Annotated in this window: 21 protein-coding genes; 10 read left to right on the top strand and 11 right to left on the bottom strand. The window is 58.7% G+C overall.

Annotated features, from left to right (window positions below; translation table 11 throughout):
* Nucleotides 1-2 precede the first annotated feature (2 nt).
* Nucleotides 3-1,829 (bottom strand): adenine deaminase, encoded by a 1,827-nt coding sequence (ade, locus tag KKW20_RS14530; protein WP_214568623.1) that lies wholly within the window; start codon nucleotides 1,827-1,829, stop codon nucleotides 3-5.
* Between the two features lie 63 nt (nucleotides 1,830-1,892).
* Entirely contained in the window at nucleotides 1,893-2,810 is a 918-nt protein-coding gene (locus KKW20_RS14535; RefSeq protein WP_214568624.1) for a GlxA family transcriptional regulator, read from the bottom strand.
* Between the two features lie 103 nt (nucleotides 2,811-2,913).
* On the opposite strand from KKW20_RS14535, the gene KKW20_RS14540 reads away from it, so the two are divergent.
* From KKW20_RS14540 to KKW20_RS14565, 6 genes are all read left to right on the top strand, one after another.
* On the top strand, nucleotides 2,914-4,074 hold the full coding sequence (locus KKW20_RS14540) for an acyl-CoA dehydrogenase family protein (RefSeq protein WP_214568625.1): 1,161 nt from the start codon (nucleotides 2,914-2,916) through the stop codon (nucleotides 4,072-4,074).
* A gap of 1 nt (nucleotide 4,075) precedes the next feature.
* Nucleotides 4,076-4,384 carry an Rdx family protein gene (locus KKW20_RS14545; protein WP_214568626.1) on the top strand — a complete coding sequence of 103 codons (309 nt, stop codon included), beginning with the start codon at nucleotides 4,076-4,078 and terminating at the stop codon, nucleotides 4,382-4,384.
* An 84-nt stretch (nucleotides 4,385-4,468) separates the two neighbouring features.
* Nucleotides 4,469-4,645: a hypothetical protein gene (locus KKW20_RS14550; protein ID WP_214568627.1), complete on the top strand. Its 177-nt coding sequence runs from the start codon at nucleotides 4,469-4,471 to the stop codon at nucleotides 4,643-4,645.
* On the top strand, nucleotides 4,645-6,672 hold the full coding sequence (locus KKW20_RS14555; RefSeq protein ID WP_214568628.1) for an acetate--CoA ligase family protein: 2,028 nt from the start codon (nucleotides 4,645-4,647) through the stop codon (nucleotides 6,670-6,672). The genes KKW20_RS14550 and KKW20_RS14555 overlap by 1 nt, the downstream gene beginning before the upstream one ends.
* Nucleotides 6,650-7,459 (top strand): carnitinyl-CoA dehydratase, encoded by an 810-nt coding sequence (locus tag KKW20_RS14560; protein WP_425514281.1) that lies wholly within the window; start codon nucleotides 6,650-6,652, stop codon nucleotides 7,457-7,459. The genes KKW20_RS14555 and KKW20_RS14560 overlap by 23 nt, the downstream gene beginning before the upstream one ends.
* A gap of 89 nt (nucleotides 7,460-7,548) precedes the next feature.
* A complete protein-coding gene (locus tag KKW20_RS14565; protein WP_214568629.1) occupies nucleotides 7,549-8,388 on the top strand; it encodes an SDR family oxidoreductase in 840 nt (279 codons plus the stop codon).
* A gap of 16 nt (nucleotides 8,389-8,404) precedes the next feature.
* On the opposite strand, the gene KKW20_RS14570 is transcribed toward KKW20_RS14565, so the two are convergent.
* From KKW20_RS14570 to KKW20_RS14600, 7 genes are all read right to left on the bottom strand, one after another.
* Nucleotides 8,405-8,599 (bottom strand): hypothetical protein, encoded by a 195-nt coding sequence (locus KKW20_RS14570; RefSeq protein ID WP_214568630.1) that lies wholly within the window; start codon nucleotides 8,597-8,599, stop codon nucleotides 8,405-8,407.
* 197 nt (nucleotides 8,600-8,796) lie between these two features.
* The gene (gene dxs / locus KKW20_RS14575; protein ID WP_214568631.1) at nucleotides 8,797-10,725 is read right to left on the bottom strand and encodes a 1-deoxy-D-xylulose-5-phosphate synthase; all 1,929 of its coding nucleotides are present in this window, start codon (nucleotides 10,723-10,725) and stop codon (nucleotides 8,797-8,799) included.
* A 15-nt stretch (nucleotides 10,726-10,740) separates the two neighbouring features.
* On the bottom strand, nucleotides 10,741-11,607 hold the full coding sequence (locus tag KKW20_RS14580) for a polyprenyl synthetase family protein (protein ID WP_214568632.1): 867 nt from the start codon (nucleotides 11,605-11,607) through the stop codon (nucleotides 10,741-10,743).
* Nucleotides 11,608-11,850 carry an exodeoxyribonuclease VII small subunit gene (locus tag KKW20_RS14585; RefSeq protein WP_214568633.1) on the bottom strand — a complete coding sequence of 81 codons (243 nt, stop codon included), beginning with the start codon at nucleotides 11,848-11,850 and terminating at the stop codon, nucleotides 11,608-11,610.
* On the bottom strand, nucleotides 11,847-12,782 hold the full coding sequence (locus tag KKW20_RS14590; RefSeq protein ID WP_214568634.1) for a histone deacetylase family protein: 936 nt from the start codon (nucleotides 12,780-12,782) through the stop codon (nucleotides 11,847-11,849). The genes KKW20_RS14585 and KKW20_RS14590 overlap by 4 nt, the downstream gene beginning before the upstream one ends.
* A 343-nt stretch (nucleotides 12,783-13,125) precedes the next feature.
* Nucleotides 13,126-13,824 (bottom strand): response regulator, encoded by a 699-nt coding sequence (locus KKW20_RS14595; protein WP_214568635.1) that lies wholly within the window; start codon nucleotides 13,822-13,824, stop codon nucleotides 13,126-13,128.
* Nucleotides 13,817-14,332 (bottom strand): MarR family winged helix-turn-helix transcriptional regulator, encoded by a 516-nt coding sequence (locus KKW20_RS14600; RefSeq protein WP_214568636.1) that lies wholly within the window; start codon nucleotides 14,330-14,332, stop codon nucleotides 13,817-13,819. Before KKW20_RS14600 ends, KKW20_RS14595 begins: the two co-directional genes overlap by 8 nt.
* Before the next feature lie 248 nt (nucleotides 14,333-14,580).
* On the opposite strand from KKW20_RS14600, the gene KKW20_RS14605 reads away from it, so the two are divergent.
* Nucleotides 14,581-15,447: a branched-chain amino acid aminotransferase gene (locus KKW20_RS14605; protein WP_214568637.1), complete on the top strand. Its 867-nt coding sequence runs from the start codon at nucleotides 14,581-14,583 to the stop codon at nucleotides 15,445-15,447.
* Nucleotides 15,448-15,761: 314 nt separating this feature from the next.
* Here KKW20_RS14605 and KKW20_RS14610 read toward each other — a convergent pair whose 3' ends face one another.
* Entirely contained in the window at nucleotides 15,762-16,535 is a 774-nt protein-coding gene (locus KKW20_RS14610) for a GNAT family N-acetyltransferase (RefSeq protein ID WP_214568638.1), read from the bottom strand.
* A gap of 85 nt (nucleotides 16,536-16,620) precedes the next feature.
* Nucleotides 16,621-17,043 carry a cupin domain-containing protein gene (locus KKW20_RS14615; protein WP_214568639.1) on the bottom strand — a complete coding sequence of 141 codons (423 nt, stop codon included), beginning with the start codon at nucleotides 17,041-17,043 and terminating at the stop codon, nucleotides 16,621-16,623.
* A 50-nt stretch (nucleotides 17,044-17,093) separates the two neighbouring features.
* On the opposite strand from KKW20_RS14615, the gene KKW20_RS14620 reads away from it, so the two are divergent.
* The 3 genes from KKW20_RS14620 to KKW20_RS14630 all read left to right on the top strand — a co-directional run bounded on the left by KKW20_RS14620 (nucleotide 17,094) and on the right by KKW20_RS14630 (nucleotide 18,908).
* On the top strand, nucleotides 17,094-17,909 hold the full coding sequence (locus KKW20_RS14620) for an AraC family transcriptional regulator (RefSeq protein WP_214568640.1): 816 nt from the start codon (nucleotides 17,094-17,096) through the stop codon (nucleotides 17,907-17,909).
* A 138-nt stretch (nucleotides 17,910-18,047) separates the two neighbouring features.
* Complete coding sequence (locus KKW20_RS14625; RefSeq protein ID WP_214568641.1) at nucleotides 18,048-18,482, top strand: hypothetical protein; 435 nt, start codon at nucleotides 18,048-18,050, stop codon at nucleotides 18,480-18,482.
* Nucleotides 18,483-18,494: 12 nt separating this feature from the next.
* Complete coding sequence (locus KKW20_RS14630) at nucleotides 18,495-18,908, top strand: hypothetical protein (protein ID WP_214568642.1); 414 nt, start codon at nucleotides 18,495-18,497, stop codon at nucleotides 18,906-18,908.
* Nucleotides 18,909-19,023 lie beyond the last annotated feature (115 nt).

Below are 19,023 nucleotides of genomic sequence, written 5' to 3' on the forward strand. Positions count from 1 at the left end.
CTTTATTCCTCAAACAAATCGGTCAGCTCGAACTTGGTCACATCAACGAGACCCAGATCGGAAATTCGTAACGCGGGGATGACAACAAGCGCGAGAAAGCTGTGCTGAATCGACGCGTTATTCAGCGTACAGCCACAGACCTCCATCGCCTTGATAATGCCATGCGCCTTTGCGGCAACTTCGGTGGCGGGGGCATCAGACATAAGCCCGGCGACCGGCAATTCAACCAGCGCCAGCTCAACGCCATCTTGGTAAATACACATGCCACCGCCAACTTCGCCCAGCCGGTTGGCAGCCAACGCCATGTCCTCGCGCGAGGTGCCGACCACAATCATGTGGTGGCTGTCATGGGCCACGGTGGACGCCATCGCCATGCGCCCCTGATAGCCAAACCCGTTCACAAACCCGTTCTGCACGATGCCGGTGCCTTTGTGACGTTCCACCAATGCGACCTGCGCCACATCTTGCGCCTCATCCGGTTCCACAATGCCATCAATCACGCCTAAATCGCGGGTAAGCGCCTTTGTTGGGGCCTGGTTTTCGACAATGCCAATGACCTTGGCCGTGACCGAGTTCTTGCCGTCAGGGGCATGAACCTCAAAATCCTTGGCCGAAAGCACGCGCCCCATATGCATGGTGGCTTTCGCATGATCCGGCCAGACCAGATGCGGGCAATCAACGGTGATCTTGCCCCCCTCTGCCACGCTGACCCCACGCGCAAACACGCGGTTGATCGGCAGGGTGGCCAGATCGTCGGTCAGGATCATATCGGCACGCCGTCCGGGCGTAATAGAGCCTATTTCGCGCTCTAACCCGAAATGCGTCGCGGTGTTGATCGTCGCCATTTGCAGCGCCACAAGCGGGTCACAGCCATAGCTGATCGCGTATTTCAGCGCGCGGTTCACATGCCCCTCTTCCACCAAGGTGCCAGAGTGGCAATCATCGGTGCAGATGATGAAATTGCGCGGGTCCAACCCCCGTTCCGTCACCGCCGTGATCTGCTTTTCCACATCAAACCACGCGGACCCCAACCGCATCATCGACCGCATCCCCTGCCGCACCCGCGCCACCGCGTCATCCTCACAGGTGCCCTCGTGATCATCGGCCGGACCGCCCGCCACATAGGCGTGGAAATTCGGGCCCAGATCGGGGCTGGCGTAATGCCCGCCGATGGTTTTGCCGGCGTTCTGCGTCGCCGCCATTTCCGCGAGCATCTTGGGATCACCGTGGATCACACCGGGGAAATTCATCATCTCGCCCAGCCCAATGATGCCCGGCCAGGTCATCGCCTCGGCCACATCTTCGGGGGTGATTTCATAGCCAGTGGTCTCTAATCCGGGCGCAGAAGGCGCACAGCTGGGCATTTGGGTATAGATATTGACGGGCTGCAACATCGCCTCGTCATGCATCAGTTTGACACCTTCGATCCCCAACACATTGGCAATCTCATGCGGGTCGGTGAACATCGACGTGGTGCCATGCGGAATGACCGCACGGGCAAATTCTGCCGGGGTCAACATGCCGCTTTCGATATGCATATGCCCGTCGCACAAGCCAGGGATCAGATACTGCCCGCCGCCGTCGATCACCTGCGTTGTGTCCCCGATACAATGGCTGGCGTCCGGACCCACGTAAGCAAACCGCCCCTCGGCCACGGCCACTTGCCAATCCAGCACCTCGCGCGTGTGCACATTCACAACGCGTGCGTTTTGGATCACCAGATCAGCGGCCTCGCGCCCTGCGGCAACAGCAATCAGACGCGGGGCGGTTTCAGACCATGTTTTTACGGGCCAAGTTTTTACGGGGGTGTTCGTTGTCGTATTATCCATGGACCAATTGTCGACAAATCCGATGTTAGCGCAACCCCTATTTCACCTGCCGGTCATTCCCCACTAACGCACCTCTAAGCGAAGCGCGCGGGGCGAGACGCCAAACTCTGACTTAAACGCGCGCGTCATCGCTGATGCGTTCTCATACCCTGCCCGCACGGCAACCTCGGCGATGGACAAATCAGTCTCTAACACAGCCTTTCGAGCCGAAATAAGCCGCAATCTGCGATAGGTGGTTGAGGGGGTTTCACCCAGTTCTGTCCGAATGCGCTGCTCAAGTTCTTTCACCGTGCAGCCCGCGATTTTTGCAATCTCAGGAATGCTGTGCGGGTCTTCGATAGCACCGCGCATGGCAGATAAGGCGCGTGCCACGATCCGCGACCGGGCCATCGGCGGTAAGACAGACGCCGCCGCCCCCGGCGCCATAAAAAGCATCGCAAGTTCCAACCGAAGGGCTGCGCCATGATCACTTCCGATCCGGTCCAGCACCATGTCAAACGCCGCCAATGCCCCCGTACAGGTCAGGCGATCGCGGTCCAGCACATGGCGCTGGCGCACGGTACTAACGTCCGGAAAATGCTCTTCAAACCGCGGCAACTCTTCCCAATGGATGGTGGCGCTGTAGCCGTCCAAAAGCCCCGCCTGCGCCAAAAGCCAAGCCCCCGTATCAAACCCCGCCATCTGACCATATCGTCGCGATGCAGCCGCAAGCGCCCGGCTTGTTTTGGGGGTCGCGTGGGTGCGGTAGTTGTAAGACGGCATGGCCACCAAAAGATCACCGCGATGATCGGACAACCGCCCATCTGCTTGCACCTGCATCCCCGAGGAGGAGCGCACGTTCTCCCCATCAATGGTCAAAAATCGCCAGGAATAGAGACGTTTTCGCGCCAAATCATTGGCCGCCCGCAAAGGCTCAACCGTGTTGGCAAGGCACAGCCCTGAGAAGTGGTCAAACAAAAGGAGGTCGATCGTTTCTGTCATTTTCTGCACAGTTTAGGATATTTCTGCATGATCAAGCCGATTTGCCGCCCTAACGTCAACCCTCAGACCCGACCGGGTAGATGAGCGAACAGGGAAAGATGCCATGCAATACGGCCTGACTGAAGAACAAGAGATGATTGTCGCAACCGTGCGCAGTTTTGTGGAGAACGAGATTTATCCGCATGAAGCGCTTGTGGAGCGTGAGGGCCATGTGCCGGCTGAAATCGCAGCGGACATCAAGAAAAAGACCCTAGACCTGGGGTTTTATGCCTGTAACTTCCCCGAAGAGGTCGGCGGTGCGGGGCTCAATCACATGGAATTTGCGCTGGTGGAACGCGAGCTTGGGCGGGGGTCCATGGCGCTCAATCACTTCTTCGGGCGCCCGCAAAACATCCTGATGGCCTGCGAAGGGGAACAGCGCGAAAAGTATCTTTTGCCGGCGGTGCGCGGTGAACGCATGGACGCACTGGCGATGACCGAACCGGGCGCGGGATCGGACGTGCGCGGCATGAAATGCTCGGCGGTGCGCGACGGGGGCGATTGGGTTCTGAACGGCACCAAGCACTTTATCTCGGGCGCGGAGCACGCCGATTTCTTTATCGTATTTGTGGCAACGGGCGAGGATCAAACCCCGCGCGGTCCGAAAAAACGCATCACCACATTTCTGGTCGATCGCGGCCATCCCGGGTTCACCGTGCGCGACGGGTATAAATCCGTCAGCCACCGGGGATACCTGAATATGGTGTTGGAATTTGACGATTGCCGCCTGCCTGATGCGCAGGTTTTGGGCGAGGTTGATGGCGGGTTTGAGGTGATGAACACCTGGCTTTATGCCACCCGCATCACCGTTGCGACCATGTGCGTGGGCCGCGCGCGCCGGGCGTTTGATTATGCGCTGGAGTACGCCGCACAGCGCGAACAATTTGGCCAGCCGATTGGCAAATTTCAGGGGGTGAGTTTTCAAATCGCCGACATGATTACCGAAATCGACGCCGCCGATTTGTTGACCCTTGCCGCCGCCGACCGGTTGGACAAAGGCCTGCCTGCAAACCGCGAAATCGCTTCGGCCAAACTTTATGCCTCGGAAATGCTCGCCCGCGTGACCGACAAGGCCATCCAGATCCATGGCGGCATGGGGTTGATGGATGATTATCCGCTGGAACGGTTCTGGCGCGATGCGCGTGTGGAACGGATCTGGGACGGGACAAGCGAGATCCAGCGTCATATCATTTCCCGAGATCTTCTCAGACCCCTCGGAGCGTAAAATGACCCAGACCAATCCCACCAAACCAGTCGTCACCATCACCTATTGCACGGGCTGTAACTGGCTGCTGCGCGCCGGATGGATGGCGCAGGAACTGTTGCAAACCTTCTCGACCAATTTGGGTGGGGTCACGCTGATTCCTGGTGAAATGGGAGGCGTTTACGAGGTGACGGTGGACGGCACGCTTATCTGGGAACGCAAACGCGATGGCGGGTTTCCCGAAGCCAAGGAATTGAAAGCGCGTCTGCGTGATCACATCGATCCGACCCGCGACTTGGGGCACATCGACAAACATTCTGACGGGGCATGACCTTAGACCGCGCAGCGTGCGGCACGGTCATGCCAGATCGTCTTGCCTCCGGCGGGGATATTTTTGGAAAGAGGAAGACACGATTTGTTAACCATGACCTGCGATTTTAAAACGGCGGTACAGGCGGGGACGCCGATGACCGTGAAAGGGGAAGAGACGACGCTCTCTTTCTTGGGGACGGCCCGCGCGGCCTCCCCTTTTCCTCTTTCTAAAAATATCCTCGCCGAAGGCATGAAATCTCTTTCAAAGGGAATGCCGTAATGCGCGATCTTTCCAGACTATTGCAACCACGGACCATTGCCATCATCGGCGGTGGGGCGTGGTGTGCGGCTGTTGTGGATCAATGCCGGAAGATGGGATTTTCAGGCGAGGTTTGGCGCGTACATCCGAAGGGGGGCGACGGGGTTTTCGCGGCAATCGAAGATCTGCCCAGCCCACCTGACGCCAGCTTTATCGGCATCAATCGCCATGCGACACTTGAGGCCATTTCGGTGCTGGCATCCCTTGGCGCTGGTGGTGCGGTGTGTTTTGCCAGCGGATTTTCTGAGGCGGCGGCCGAGGATGAAAGCGGGGCGGATCTTCAGGCAGCGCTGCTTCAGGCCGCCGGGGACATGCCCATCCTTGGGCCAAATTGTTACGGGTTTATCAACGCGCTGGACGGAGCGCTTTTGTGGCCTGACCAACATGGGTGCACACGGGTGGAGCGGGGGGTTGCGATCCTGACGCAAAGCTCAAACATCGCGATCAATCTGACCATGCAAACCCGCGGCCTGCCGATTGCCTATACGGTCACCTGTGGGAATATGGCACAGACCTCGCAGGCCGCGATTGCCGCGGCGCTTTTGGACGATCCGCGCGTGACGGCCATTGGGGTGCATATTGAAGGTTTCGGTGATTTGGCCGCTTGGGAAGTATTGGCCCAAAAGGCCCGCGACAAGGGTGTGCCAATTGTGGCGCTAAAGGTCGGGCGATCGGATCAGGCGCAGGCGGCGACCGTTTCCCACACGGCATCTTTGGCGGGGGGGGATGCGGGTGCGCAGGCGGTATTGGACCGATTGGGCATCGCGCGCCTGTCCAGTCTTCCGGCATTTTTGGAGACACTAAAACTGCTTCATGTCACCGGTGGGCTGTCTTCAAATCGCATCGCATCCATCAGCTGCTCCGGCGGCGAGGCGAGCCTTGCGGCGGACACGGCCTATGGGCGAAATGTTGTATTTCCGCCGCTGAATGACCGCCAGCGGGGCGATCTGGCCGCGGCTTTGGGGCCGATGGTCGCGCTTGCCAATCCGCTCGATTACCACACTTACATCTGGCGCGATTTGCCTGCGATGACGCGGGCATGGTCTGCGATGGTCGACCCTGATCTGGCGCTGACGATGATCATTCTGGACATTCCCCGAGGTGACATTTGTGATCCAACAGATTGGGACATTGCACTTGAGGCGGCGATAACCGCGCGGGCGCAAACCGGGGGGCAGGTTGCCATTGTCACCACCCTGCCCGAATTGTTGCCCGAAGCGGTATCCAAGCAATTGATGCAGGCCGGCGTTGTGCCGCTGCATGGGTTAGACGAGGCAATCCTGGCGGTCGAAGCCGCGGCCAGATCCCACCCGCCCACGACGGCAGCACTGCTTCCCCCTGGTCCCAATCGCTTGGGTGAGGTTCTGCGCGAGGCCGCGGCCAAGGCGCGCCTTATGTCCTATGGGGTGGTTGTACCGAAGTCAGCATCAGGGACCGACCCTGTTGTCTTGGCCAAAGCCGTCGGTTTTCCGCTGGCGCTTAAGGGCGAAGGCATCGCCCATAAGACCGAAGCGGGGGCTGTGGTGCTGGGGTTGATGGACGTCGAAAGCGTGTCTAATGCGGCACAAAACATGCCATGCGATAGCTTTTTGGCCGAGGAAATGATCGACGGCGCGGTGGTGGAATTGCTGATTGGGGTGACGCGCGACCCCGCGCATGGCTTTGTGCTGACCTTGGCCGCGGGCGGTGTTTTAACCGAGCTGATGCAAGACAGCGTGAACCTGTTGGTGCCAAGTGACCGGGACATGGTAAATCAGGCTCTAAACGGCCTCGTAGTCTCTAAATTGATCCATGGATACCGCGGCAAGCCGGGCGCAGATTTGGATGGTATCTTGGATGCGGTGATGGCCGTGCAAGCCTATGTGATGGACAATGCCGCGCGTATTGAAGAAGTTGAAATTAACCCGCTTATCTGTACGGCGACCCGCGCGGTTGCCGCAGATGCGCTGATGAAGGAGGCCCCAAATGGCGGCAACACAGATGAGTGACAGAACCGATGGGCCGGTGAAAACCCGCCGCGATGGCATGGTGCTTGAGGTCACATTGGACCGCCCCAAGGCCAATGCAATCGACCTTGCCACCTCGCGCATCATGGGCGAGGTGTTTGCGGGGTTCCGCGATGATCCCACCTTGCGTGTGGCGATCCTGACCGGCGGCGGCGAGAAGTTTTTCTGCCCTGGATGGGATCTGAAGGCCGCCGCCGATGGCGACGCGGTGGATGGCGATTACGGTGTTGGCGGCTTTGGTGGATTGCAAGAACTGCGCGATATGAACAAGCCGGTGGTTGTCGCGGTGAACGGCATTGCCTGTGGCGGCGGGTTGGAGCTTGCGATTTCGGGCGACATCATTTTGGCGGCGGAACATGCCAGCTTTGCCCTGCCTGAAATTCGCTCTGGCACGGTTGCGGATGCGGCCAGTGTAAAGCTGCCCAAACGCATCCCTTATCACATCGCGATGGAGCTTTTGCTGACCGGGCGCTGGTTTGATGCTGAGGAAGCCAACCGCTGGGGATTGGTCAATGAAATCCTGCCCGCAGATCAGCTGATGGACCGCGCGTGGGAACTTGCCCGCCTGCTCGCCTCGGGGCCGCCTTTGGTTTACGCGGCGATCAAAGAGGTGGTGCGCGATGCCGAGGACAGCAAATTCCAAGACGCGATGAGCCGGATCACCCAGCGAAAGTTACGCACGGTGGATGAGCTTTATGCCAGCGAAGATCAGTTGGAGGGCGCGCGCGCTTTTGCGGAAAAACGCGATCCGGTTTGGAAGGGGGAATAGGCGCCGCCATAACATCGGCCACAACATCGACCACGACAAATTCAGGGACGGGGCTTTCACTGCCCCGCGCCCACCGCTACAACCGCGCTATGGATAAGAACCTTTTCATCTTTGGATACGGCTATTCGGCGCAGGCTTTGGCGCGCGTGTTGATGGCTGATGGTTGGCAGGTCACGGGGACCTCTCGTGAGGGGCGCGAAGGCACGATGATGTGGCCGGGCGCCGACATCTCGGGCGCGCTGTCACAGGCCAGTCATCTGTTGATTTCCGCAGGGCCAAATGCGGCGGGCGATCCGGTTTTGGCAGGCGCGCGCGATATGATTGCCGACCACGCGCCACATCTGAAATGGGTTGGGTATCTGTCCACCACTGGCGTTTATGGCGACCATCAGGGTGGATGGGTGGATGAGGCCACGGCGCTGACCCCCGCGACAAAACGCGGTCAATGGCGGGTCAGGGCGGAAGCGGCATGGCAAGCGCTGGCCAAGGATCTGGACTTACCGCTGCATATCTTTCGTCTGGCGGGAATTTACGGCCCCGGACGCGGGCCATTTGCCAAAGTGCGTCGTGGCACCGCCCGGCGTATTATCAAGGAAAATCAAGTGTTTTCGCGCATCCATGTTGCGGATATCGCGCAGGTTCTGGCCGCCTCTATTGCGCGCCCAGATCCCGGTGCCATTTACAATGTCTGCGACGATGAAGCGGCCCCGCCCGAGGATGTTTTGGCCCATGCCGCTGAACTTTTGGGGATGGAAATTCCGCCTTCAGAGGATTTCCTGACCGCCGAAATGACCCCGATGGCACGCAGCTTTTACGCGGAAAGCAAGCGGGTTTCGAACGCCCGGATCAAGCGCGATCTGGGCGTTGCTTTAACCTATCCCACCTATCGCGAAGGGCTGGCGGCACTGCTGGCCTCCGAGCCCAAATAGGCACGATCCGCGTGACTTAACTGGCGAGACCGGCGCCAAACATCAAAATCGTCATGGCCGGGACCAACCAATCGTGGCTGGCTGAACCGGCGGTGTCGACTTCGATCATCTCTGGTGTGATGTTTGGTTCAACGATGGGGTCGGAAACGGCACCGGCAAAGGCGGGCGCTGTGAGGGTTGCAAAGACTGCTGCGATAATGGCCGTTTTCATGGCTCTCTCCTTGGGTTTTTTCAAGCCATAGCGAAGGGCGCCCCCTTTTGTCTACAAGCAAAATGTCGCGCAAACGTCAATGTGATAAGGGGTTTTAGAGCGTTTCCAGTTTTTCATTGAAGCATCTGTCATCGCTTTTTGCGTTTGAGCGAAGCGAAAGGCCGCGAACAAGCGATACAATGCGAACTGGAAACGCTTTAGGCGCGTTTGGCGTCGATCTGGGCAATTCCCAAGACGTCCAAGACCTTAGCCTCGATCCCTGCCGCGCTCAGCCCGGCGTCTTCATACATCCGGTCGGGGGCGGCGTGGTCAACAAACGTATCGGGCAGCACCATCGAGCGGAATTTCAGCCCGGTATCAAACACCGCCTCATTGGCCAAAAGCTGGGCGACATGGCTGCCGAACCCACCAACGGACCCCTCTTCGATGGTGATCAGCGCTTCGTGATTGGCGGCAAGATCCAGGATCATGTCACGGTCCAGCGGCTTGGCGAACCGGGCGTCTGCAATCGTCGGCGTGATGCCTTTTGCGGCGAGTTTCTCTGCGGCCTTCTCGACCTCGGACAAACGTGTGCCAAACGACAGGATCGCAACACGCGCGCCCTTTTGGATCATCCGGCCCTTGCCGATTTCAAGCACCTCACCACGCTCGGGCAACTCAACCCCAACGCCTTCGCCGCGTGGGTAACGGAACGCCGACGGGCGGTCGTTGATCGAATGCGCGGTGGCGATCATATGCATCAGCTCCGCCTCATCCGCGGCGGCCATCACCACCATGTCCGGCAGGTTGGCCATAAAGGCGATGTCAAAAGACCCCGCATGGGTGGCACCATCGGCCCCAACCAAACCGGCGCGGTCAATTGCAAAGCGCACGGGAAGGCGTTGCACCGCCACATCATGCACAACTTGGTCATAACCACGCTGCAAAAACGTCGAATACATCGCGCAAAACGGTTTCATCCCGCCCGCCGCCAAAGCCGCCGAAAAGGTCACCCCATGCTGTTCAGCAATGCCCACATCAAAGGTACGCGAGGGGTAGCGTTCGAGCATGGGATTCAGGCCCGTGCCATCCGGCATTGCGGCGGTCACAGCGCAGACCTTGTCATCCTCGCCCGCCAGATCGACCAGTGTTTTGCCAAAGACGGATGTATAGCTGGGCGCGTTTGAGGGCGATTTATGCTGTTTGCCGGTGGGCACGTCGAATTTTGCCGTGGCATGGCCGCGATCCCGCGCGGCCTCGGCCGGGGCGTATCCTTTGCCCTTTTTGGTGATCACATGGATCAGCATCGGCCCACTGGCGCGTTCGTGCACGGTGCGCAGGATTGGCAACAGGCTTTCCAGATCGTGACCATCAATGGGGCCGACATAGGAAAAGCCAAGCTCTTCAAACAGGGTGCCGCCAACGGTCATGGATTTGACCATTTCCTTGGCCCGGCGCGCACCTTCCTGGAAGGGTTCGGGCAACAGGCTGACGGCCCCTTTGGCGGCGGCTTTCAATTCCTGAAACGGCTCCCCCGCGTAAAGGCGCGACAGGTATGACGACATGGCGCCAACGGGCGGCGCAATCGACATTTCATTGTCGTTGAGAACCACAAACAGGCGGCGGCCAAGGTGGCCTGCGTTGTTCATCGCCTCAAACGCCATGCCGGCCGACATCGACCCATCACCAATCACCGCTACCGCGTCACCCAAACCGGGGTCTGGTGCGCCGCCCAAATCGCGGGCAACCGCAAAGCCAAGCGCTGCCGAGATCGAGGTGGAGCTGTGCCCCGCGCCAAACGGATCAAACGGGCTTTCGGTGCGTTTGGTAAAGCCAGACAAGCCACTTTCCATGCGCAGCGTGCGAATACGATCCCGCCGGCCAGTCAGGATTTTATGCGGATAACATTGGTGGCCCACGTCCCAGATCAGCCGATCCTTTGGTGTGTCAAAGACGGCGTGCAAGGCCACGGTCAATTCGACCACACCAAGCCCTGCGCCCAGATGCCCGCCGGTTTCCGAGACGGCCGAAATCGTCTCGGCACGGACCTCATCCGCCAGCTTGATCAGCTCAGCATCCGTCAGCGCCTTTAGGTCGGCGGGGCGGTCAATGCGGTCAAGGGTCGGGGTCACGGGGCGCTGGGACATTTGCTTACTTTCGGGCTACCTGTCGCGTTGGATAACGAAACGTGCGGCGTCTCGCAAGACATCCGCCCGCGCACCATAGATCCACAGAGCGTCACAGGCATCATTAATCAAATCGTTTGCGCGGGTCTTTGCCGCATCCAATCCCAAAAGCGAGACGAATGTGGCTTTTCCAGCACCTGCATCTTTGCCCACGGCTTTGCCCACAGCGGCGGCGTCCCCTTCGACATCCAGAACATCGTCCCAGATCTGAAACGCAAGGCCCAGCGCGGTGGCGTAATCGGTCATCGGTTTGGTATCCGCCCCCGCCAGCATTGCGCCCGCTTCTGCCGACCAGGTGATCAGCGCACCGGTTTTGCCCGCTTGCAGATGGGTGATTTCATCCAAGGTCAGCGGCGTGGCAGCGGTTTCCGCCGCGATATCCAGCGCTTGCCCATGCACCATGCCAAGTTGCCCAGCCGCCACAGACAGCGACCGGATCAAGGGAATGCGCACATCGCCTTGCGCGCCTTGCACGATGGGATGGGTCAACAGCTCAAACGCCAAGGTCTGAAGCGCGTCACCGACCAGAACCGCCGTCGCCTCGTCCCACTTTTTATGCACCGTGGGCAGGCCGCGACGCAGATCATCATCATCCATGCAGGGCATATCATCATGCACGAGCGAATAGGCGTGGATCGCTTCAATCGCCGCCGCCACCCAGACGGATCGGTCATCGGCGACACCGTGCATATGCGCGCTTTCCATCACCAGAAATCCGCGCAGACCTTTGCCGCCCGCCGTCGCATAACGCATCGCATCCGCAAGCGCGCCCTTGGCGCTGATCTCACCATGCAAACAGGTGCGCGCCGCCAAAGCGGTCGCCGTTAGCCGTGCCTGAAACATTTACGCGCCTTCGACCGGAGTAAGCCCGGCGGGCACGCCATCAGCGCTCAAAGTGATTGCCGCGACTTTTTCCTCGGCTTCTTTCAGCTTGGCTTCGCAGCGCGCTTTTAATTCCGCCCCACGTTCATAAAGTTTGATCGAGGCATCCAGCGCCACGTCACCGCGTTCAAGCTGGCCCACCACGCCCTCAAGCTCGCGCATGGCCTCTTCAAAACTCATCTCTGCAACTGGTGTTTCGCTCATGCGCCCCGCTCCATCATCACTTCTACATAGGCGCCGACACTTTCGCCCAGCGCATCCAAATCATAGCCCCCCTCAAGCGAGGATACCACCCGGCCCGCGCAAGTTTGATCGGCCAGATCACAGATGCGGCGGGCAAGCCACGCGAAGTCATCGGTGTGCCAGTTCAGCCCCGCCAAAGGATCGTCGCGATGGGCATCAAAACCGGCGGACACCAGGATCAGTTCTGGTTCAAAATTGGTCAGCGCCGTGTCGATCGCCCGATCCCAGACCGCGCGCATTTTCACCGACCCTGACCCGCCCTCCAGCGGTTTGTTCAGAATCTGACCATGTGCGCCCTGTTCAGCGCGCGACCCCGATCCGGGATACAGCGGGCTTTGATGGCTAGACACAAACAGCACGCGGTCCTCATTCCACAACACATCTTGGGTGCCATTGCCGTGGTGCACGTCGAAATCCAACACAGCAATGCGGGTAAGCCCGTGGTGTTCGGCCGCATAACGCGCGGCAATGCCCACGGTGGAAAACAGGCAAAACCCCATCGGCGTTTCCGTTTCGGCGTGATGTCCGGGCGGGCGGCAGGCAACAAAAGCGTTCGCCGCCTCGCCCGCCATCACCGCATCAATCGCCGCAAGGTTGCCGCCAATGCCCCGCATCGCGGCCTCCAACGATCCCGGCGCCATAAAGGTATCGCCATCCAATTGCCCCCAACCCTCTTGGGGTTCAGCTGCAACAATCCGGTCATAATGGCTGCGCGGGTGGCACAGTTCGACCCGGTCTGGGGTCGCCTCGGGCGCGTCCTTTCGAACAAGCGCATCAAACGCCGGCGCGGACAATGCCGCCTCAATCGCTTTCAGGCGCGCCACCTGTTCGGGATGGCCGGGGGGCGTGACATGATCATGGCAAACGGGATGGGAATAGAGAAATGTTGTCATGGCGTGACGCTAGGATACTGTGGACCACATCACAAGGAAGAGCCTATGCGCCCATATCTTTTTGCCCTCACCACCGCCTTCATTCCGCTTATCGGACAGGCCGACAGCCAAGACGCGGTCGAAGAACCATCCGCCTGACCACAAAATCGCACCCCGTCACCGACTGGCCCAACGACATGCCCAGCGAATGCGCTGCGGTTTACAACTAACCCACGGAGGGGCCGCTTTTTCTTGCCAAAAATACCTCGGGGTTCGAGGGCAGCGAAAAACGGTCTGGGGGACCGTTTGCCCGACGAACGGGCGGAGCCCTACCCGAAGGGCGGGGGCAGCGCCCCTTTGCCAATCAGTCAGGCGCCAACATATATCCCGCACCGCGCACGGTTTGCAGGTAACGCGGCTGTTTGGGATCCGCCTCTAATTTGCGCCGCAACCGAGTGATCTGAACATCCACCGCGCGCTCTTGCGCTTGGCCCTGATCGCGGCCCAATTGCTCCACCAAGGACGTGCGTGTCACAGGTTCGCCGGGCTGGGCGGCAAAGATCTTCATCAGCTGGTTTTCAGTGGCGGTCAGCCGGATCAAATCCTCGCCTTCCCACAGCTCGCCACGTTCAATGTCATAACGCAAACCGCCCAGCCCAAGCGACGTTGGCACCGCCTCTTCCACTGCCGGCATTCGGCGCAGGATGGCATTGATCCGCAACAAAAGCTCTTTGGGTTCAAACGGTTTGGCCAGGTAATCATCGGCCCCGGCCTCAAGCCCCATAATCCGATCATCGGTCCCGCCCTTCGCTGTCAAAAGCAGGATCGGCGTGCTCATGGTTTCACGCAAAGATCGCGTCAGGGAAATCCCATCTTCGCCCGGCATCATCACGTCACAGACAATCAGATCAAAATCCAACCCCGACAGGATCTTACGTGCATGTTCGGCGTCGCGCGCCGCCGTCACCCAAAACCCACTTCGGATCAGAAACTTGCGCAACAACGTGCGAATGCGTTCATCATCGTCGATGATCAACAGATGTGCGTCGGCCAGATCAGCCATCTTGCGCCTCCTTCAACTGGTTGAAATGGCGCCGCAGTTCCGGATCCATCATTGCTTCTAGCACAGCGCGAAACCCTTGCACCGCTTCTGGCCCCGCCTCGCGATAGGCCGCGCGCATCCGCGTGCGCTGTGCATCCGACAGTTCACGTTCCAACGCTTCGCCCACTTCGGTCAACACCAAATGCCGTTCGCGTTTGTCGCGCGTGCCCACGCGGCTTTCCACCAAGCCATCTTCGATCAAGGTTCTTAACACCCGGTTGAGCGATTGTTTGGTGACCCCAAGGATCGACAACAGATTGTTCACCGTGGTGCCGGGGCTGCGTGAAATAAAATGGATCGCCCGGTGGTGCGCCCGTCCATAGGCTTTGTCTTCCAAAATCCGGTCCGGGTCGGCGGTAAATCCGCGGTAGGCAAAAAACATCGCCTCGATGCCCTTGCGCAGCTGCTCATCCGTCAGAAACAGCAACGCCTGCCCCCCAGGTGCCGCCGTGGCGCGCGTGTCATTCATGCCGTCCCCTTTTCTGTGTCGCCATTTCTGACCCGAATTGCGCCCCTGCTTTGGCGCGCGGCGGATCACTTCACGAAATGTGTTACAGTTTTTGATTTTATGTCAGTGTTGTTGACTTTCCAAGAATCAATTGTTAGCGATGCTCAGTTTTTACGCAACATTATGTCCGAACCGGACCTATGGCGCGCAATAATTGCAAATCCGACCCAGCCACACACGGCGGGCGCACAAGATGAAAGGAACGGAACATGAGCGGATATGATGACCGCGACGGTAAAATCTGGATGGATGGCCAACTGATCGAATGGCGCGACGCAAATGTCCACATCCTGACCCACGCACTGCATTACGCCAGCTCGGTGTTTGAAGGCGAGCGCTGCTATGACGGCAAAATCTTCCTCAGCCGCAAACACTCGGAACGCTTGCTGCGATCCGGCGAGATGATGGATATGCCGATCCCCTATTCCGTGGATGAGATCGAGGCCGCCAAGCGCGACGTGCTGGACGCCAACGGCTTCACCAACGCCTATGTGCGCGTGATTGCATGGCGGGGCGCTGGCGAAGACATGGGTGTGTCCGCCGCGCGCAATCCGGTGCGCATGGCCGTGATTGCCTGGGAATGGGGCAGCTATTATGGCGACGCAAAAATGCAGGGCGCCAAGATCGACATTGCGAAATGGAAACGCCCGTCGCCCGAAACCATCCCAACGGCCGCAAAAGCCGCCGGTCTTTATATGATCTGCACCATGTCCAAGCACGCGGCCGAGGCCAAAGGCTGTTCGGACGCTTTGTTCATGGATTACCGCGGTTATGTGGCCGAGGCGACCGGCGCCAATATTTTCTTTGTGAAAGACGGCGAAGTGCACACCCCTGATCCCGACGCGATCCTGAACGGTCTGACCCGGCAAACCGTGATCAAGATGCTTGAGGAAAAGGGCATCAAGGTTCATGTGCGCCACATCATGCCCGAAGAGCTGGCCGATTTTGAACAATGCTGGCTGACCGGTTCCGCCGCCGAAGTGACGCCCGTGGCCCAGATCGGGGATTATAAGTTTGAGGTCGGCGCGCTGACCCGTGACATCGCCGAAAGCTATGACAAGCTGGTGCGCAGCTGATCACGGATCAACGCAGGCCGACGTTAGAACGCCCGATCTTTTGATGCCGCATACCGCGTGGTCAGGCACATCAACAAAACAACCTGTCGCGATCATCGCGGCAGGTATTTTTTGAAACAACAAAGCTGCATCGTCAGGACAGCGGACCAACGCCGATGTCTTTGACACAAGCGTCTTGTTCACCCAAATGCGCGGCCCACGGAGGTTTCCGCCATAGCCGCGCCAAACCGCGAATGCGTTCTGCGTTCCGGGCGGAAAGACACCGCGGGGCAAAGCCCCAAGAGCACACGAGTTGGCCCGCAGTCTCCGCCGTTTTAAGCGCGCCGTTCTCCGGGTTCATCAATGTCGCGCCGCGACGGCAGACGATCCTGCATGGATTGCGACAAGGATGACAAAGCCCCACCAGAAGCATCAAAATTCTTTGCCGAAAGCCAATCGCCAGTCTTTTCACGCACCTCGGGCCATTCGTCATCAAGGATCGAATACCAGGCGGTGTCCCGGTTTTGCCCTTTCGCGATCATGTGATTGTAATGGATGCCCTCAAAACGAAAGCCCAAGCGCAATGCAGCTGCGCGCGATTTTGCGTTCAACGCGTTGCATTTCCATTGCATGCGTCGATAATCCAGATCGTCAAACGCATGACGGATCATAAGATAAAGCGCCTCGGTTGCCCCGCGTGTCCGCTGTAATTCTGGGGCAAACCAGATATGCCCAACTTCGGTCACGCCATTCTGAGGATCGGTGCTGAGGAAGCTGGCCTGACCAACGGCGCGCCCGGTTTTGTTAGACCGAATGGCATAGAATGTTGGATCAAAGCTTGCTGATTGTGCGCGCAAGGTCGACGCGTAAGAGGCGACATTTTCCCAAGGCCCATAAGGCAAATAGTCCCAAATCCGCAGTTTGTCTTCGTCACCATGGCCCGCTTCAAAGAGCTCTCCTGCGTGTTTTTCCGCGTCCATCCGCTCCAGCACAATATCCTGCCCCACCAGATTTTCACGCGTTGGTGTCAGCGCGGAGGGTAGGTTTTTGACCGGGCGCCCCGACAAGGGACGTGGGAAGAGGGCTTCGGTGTCATTGGATTTCATCATAGCACGTTTCACTTTCAGCTATTAAGTAATGTGGCCGGTGGCACATTTTGGCACGGCCAAATCGGGCGCGCGATTACGTTCGGATCTATTCGCCCGCAAAGCCGGGCCCAGCGACATTCTCGACGCTTTCACCTTCGCCAAGCCGCACAAACACGTATCGGCAGTTTTCCGGTGTATCGATGATCTGGGCGCGGTGGATCACCTTGCGACCAAAGAAACCATAGTCACCGGGGCCCATCTCGAAGCTCTTTTCGCCGTTCTCACCCCAATCAACACGAATACGCCCCTCAAGCATATACATGATGCTGTCGTAGTATTTGTGATGATGCCACTGACTTGGAATATCACGGGCGGTCACTTCACATTGGCCAATCCACAGCCCGTCCCCAGCGTAAGCAGTTTGGCGCGGTTGGCCGGGGGTGTTGGGGCCATCGACAAGCGTGTCTTGTGTGGTGTGGATGATGGTCGGGCCAAAGATGCCTTCGTGTGTTTTCTGGTCTTCATTCATCTGCGCGCAGGTCCATTTGATTTCTGTCGTGAAAGACCTATCATGTCGTTATGAAAACAGATGGACAATTCCTGTCGCCAAGCAGACAAGCTGAAATTCGACCGGTCGAAGAGGCAGATCGCCCCGTTGTCGGCTATGCGAAAGATTACCCAGCCGGGCTCATGGCCGATACGCACAGCCACCCCAAAGCACAGTTGATCTATGCCGTGTCGGGGGTGATGCATGTTGAAACAGTGGACGCCGGGTATGTCATCCCACCAAGTTCGGCCTTGCTGATGCCGGCAGATCTGGACCACTCCATCTATATGGATGGCCCGGTGGCAATGCGGGTTTTGTTTCTCAGACCCGCCGAAGTGAATGGCATCTGCGACGACTGCAGGGTCATCTCGGTTACGGCGTTGTTGCGCGAACTTATCCTGGCCGCCTGTTCGGAACCTCTGGACTGGGATGTCGACGGGCGCGGGCACCATGTGGTGTCTCTCGCGCTGGACGAAATCAGTCGATCAACGGTGTTGCCTCTGGATCTGCCACTCCCGAAAGACGCCAGATTGCGGCGCGTGATAGATGCGCTGCGAAAACACCCGGACAGCCCGAATTCGCTTTCAGATTGGGCCGATATCGCCAATGCATCGGAACGAACACTCGCCCGGCTGTTTCGCAAGGAAACCGGCCTGAGTTTCCGACAATGGCGTCAACAGTTGCGCCTTACCTCGGCGATGAATGCGCTTTCACTTGGCGAGAGCCTTGCCAAGGCAGCGGCCGTTGCTGGCTTCGACAGCCAACCCGCCTTTGGTGCGGCGTTTCGCGGTTTCTTTGGCATGACACCCGGTCAGGCGCGCGCGGTTGTGGGGGCGTCTTCGCAATAGGCCCGGAATACAGAGTGCATCGGTCAACTGGTTGGGCAGCGATCTTTAGCACGTATTTCACCCAAATTTCTCTCGCATTTTAACGCTTCTTGAACAGCTGCACCCTAGGCTGAAGGCAGGTTTAGAAAGGCCAACGCCATGGACGCACATTTGGACAAACCCAAAACTGTCACCACGCTCGCGATGGTGGTTTTGGCGGTGTCTTTGCCGACGTTCCTGTCTTTGCTATGGCATTACCTAAGCGGCGATCCCACCATCCGCCCCCTCGGCATCACCCGCGAGGCATTGATCGACAGCGGGGATCTTGAGGGGTTGGTGATTTACGCCAATGTCGCCTGGGATCCAACCGACACCAATTACACCTCGGACAAAAGTTTTGCCCAAGCGCTGAAAAACGGGTTTCGCGCAAAAGGCCTGGATCTGAGTGTGAAAACCCACCTGTCCAATCAGGGGTCTTATGTGACCTATCAAGTTGGCCCCTCAACCATGGGCCCCTTCCCTGCAAGTGCTGCCGCGCGGGGCATCAATGCCGCTGTTGCCGCCTACCGCATGAATGTTCCGTATAAACCCTAACTAGGCTGAAACATGACCCAGAACCTGAATTACATCCTTGCCATCATCGCGGTGGTCGTCACGCCAACCGCATCAATGCTGGGGTATTTTGCCGCAACCGGCGACCCCAGTCTGCGCCCCCTGTCCGCCACGGTGGACACGTTGCGCGGCTTTTTTGGCGGGGCAAACGACATTCTCATCGAAGTGGATTGGGGCGATCGCGCCAAGGCCAACATGTCGGAGAGCGAGATGAAATCCACGTTGCGATCAGCGTTTCTATCCAAAGGGATTGACGCCCATGTGGTGATCACGCCGCGCGAAGGGTCTAACCGGATCATCGTGTCTTACAAAGTTGGGGCTTCTCAATTCGGCCCAATGCGGTTGGCCGAAACGCCGCGCGCAGTGCAAAGCGTTGTGGCGGCTTATCGCATGGGAAAGCAATCTTAGTGGCAAACATCAAGGGTTGGCCGAGCCAGCCCTTTTTCCAGCCCCTTTTCCGTGTAAACGCTTCATGTGCGGCCGACAGAAGATCTGCGATCGGTCGCGGAGTGGTTGCCGCCTC

This window comes from Aliiroseovarius lamellibrachiae (assembly GCF_018599245.1).
GTDB classification, from domain to species: Bacteria; Pseudomonadota; Alphaproteobacteria; order Rhodobacterales; family Rhodobacteraceae; genus Aliiroseovarius; species Aliiroseovarius lamellibrachiae.

Excerpts from the sequence above, each read along its gene's own strand:
- ade (WP_214568623.1), bottom strand. The coding sequence starts at position 1,829 with ATGGATAATACGACAACGAACACCCCCGTAAAAACTTGGCCCGTAAAA.
- KKW20_RS14535 (WP_214568624.1), bottom strand. The coding sequence starts at position 2,810 with ATGACAGAAACGATCGACCTCCTTTTGTTTGACCACTTCTCAGGGCTG.
- KKW20_RS14540 (WP_214568625.1), top strand. The coding sequence starts at position 2,914 with ATGCAATACGGCCTGACTGAAGAACAAGAGATGATTGTCGCAACCGTG.
- KKW20_RS14545 (WP_214568626.1), top strand. The coding sequence starts at position 4,076 with ATGACCCAGACCAATCCCACCAAACCAGTCGTCACCATCACCTATTGC.
- KKW20_RS14555 (WP_214568628.1), top strand. The coding sequence starts at position 4,645 with ATGCGCGATCTTTCCAGACTATTGCAACCACGGACCATTGCCATCATC.
- KKW20_RS14560 (WP_425514281.1), top strand. The coding sequence starts at position 6,650 with ATGGCGGCAACACAGATGAGTGACAGAACCGATGGGCCGGTGAAAACC.
- KKW20_RS14565 (WP_214568629.1), top strand. The coding sequence starts at position 7,549 with ATGGATAAGAACCTTTTCATCTTTGGATACGGCTATTCGGCGCAGGCT.
- KKW20_RS14570 (WP_214568630.1), bottom strand. The coding sequence starts at position 8,599 with ATGAAAACGGCCATTATCGCAGCAGTCTTTGCAACCCTCACAGCGCCC.
- dxs (WP_214568631.1), bottom strand. The coding sequence starts at position 10,725 with ATGTCCCAGCGCCCCGTGACCCCGACCCTTGACCGCATTGACCGCCCC.
- KKW20_RS14580 (WP_214568632.1), bottom strand. The coding sequence starts at position 11,607 with ATGTTTCAGGCACGGCTAACGGCGACCGCTTTGGCGGCGCGCACCTGT.
- KKW20_RS14585 (WP_214568633.1), bottom strand. The coding sequence starts at position 11,850 with ATGAGCGAAACACCAGTTGCAGAGATGAGTTTTGAAGAGGCCATGCGC.
- KKW20_RS14590 (WP_214568634.1), bottom strand. The coding sequence starts at position 12,782 with ATGACAACATTTCTCTATTCCCATCCCGTTTGCCATGATCATGTCACG.
- KKW20_RS14595 (WP_214568635.1), bottom strand. The coding sequence starts at position 13,824 with ATGGCTGATCTGGCCGACGCACATCTGTTGATCATCGACGATGATGAA.
- KKW20_RS14600 (WP_214568636.1), bottom strand. The coding sequence starts at position 14,332 with ATGAATGACACGCGCGCCACGGCGGCACCTGGGGGGCAGGCGTTGCTG.
- KKW20_RS14605 (WP_214568637.1), top strand. The coding sequence starts at position 14,581 with ATGAGCGGATATGATGACCGCGACGGTAAAATCTGGATGGATGGCCAA.
- KKW20_RS14610 (WP_214568638.1), bottom strand. The coding sequence starts at position 16,535 with ATGATGAAATCCAATGACACCGAAGCCCTCTTCCCACGTCCCTTGTCG.
- KKW20_RS14615 (WP_214568639.1), bottom strand. The coding sequence starts at position 17,043 with ATGAATGAAGACCAGAAAACACACGAAGGCATCTTTGGCCCGACCATC.
- KKW20_RS14620 (WP_214568640.1), top strand. The coding sequence starts at position 17,094 with ATGAAAACAGATGGACAATTCCTGTCGCCAAGCAGACAAGCTGAAATT.
- KKW20_RS14625 (WP_214568641.1), top strand. The coding sequence starts at position 18,048 with ATGGACGCACATTTGGACAAACCCAAAACTGTCACCACGCTCGCGATG.
- KKW20_RS14630 (WP_214568642.1), top strand. The coding sequence starts at position 18,495 with ATGACCCAGAACCTGAATTACATCCTTGCCATCATCGCGGTGGTCGTC.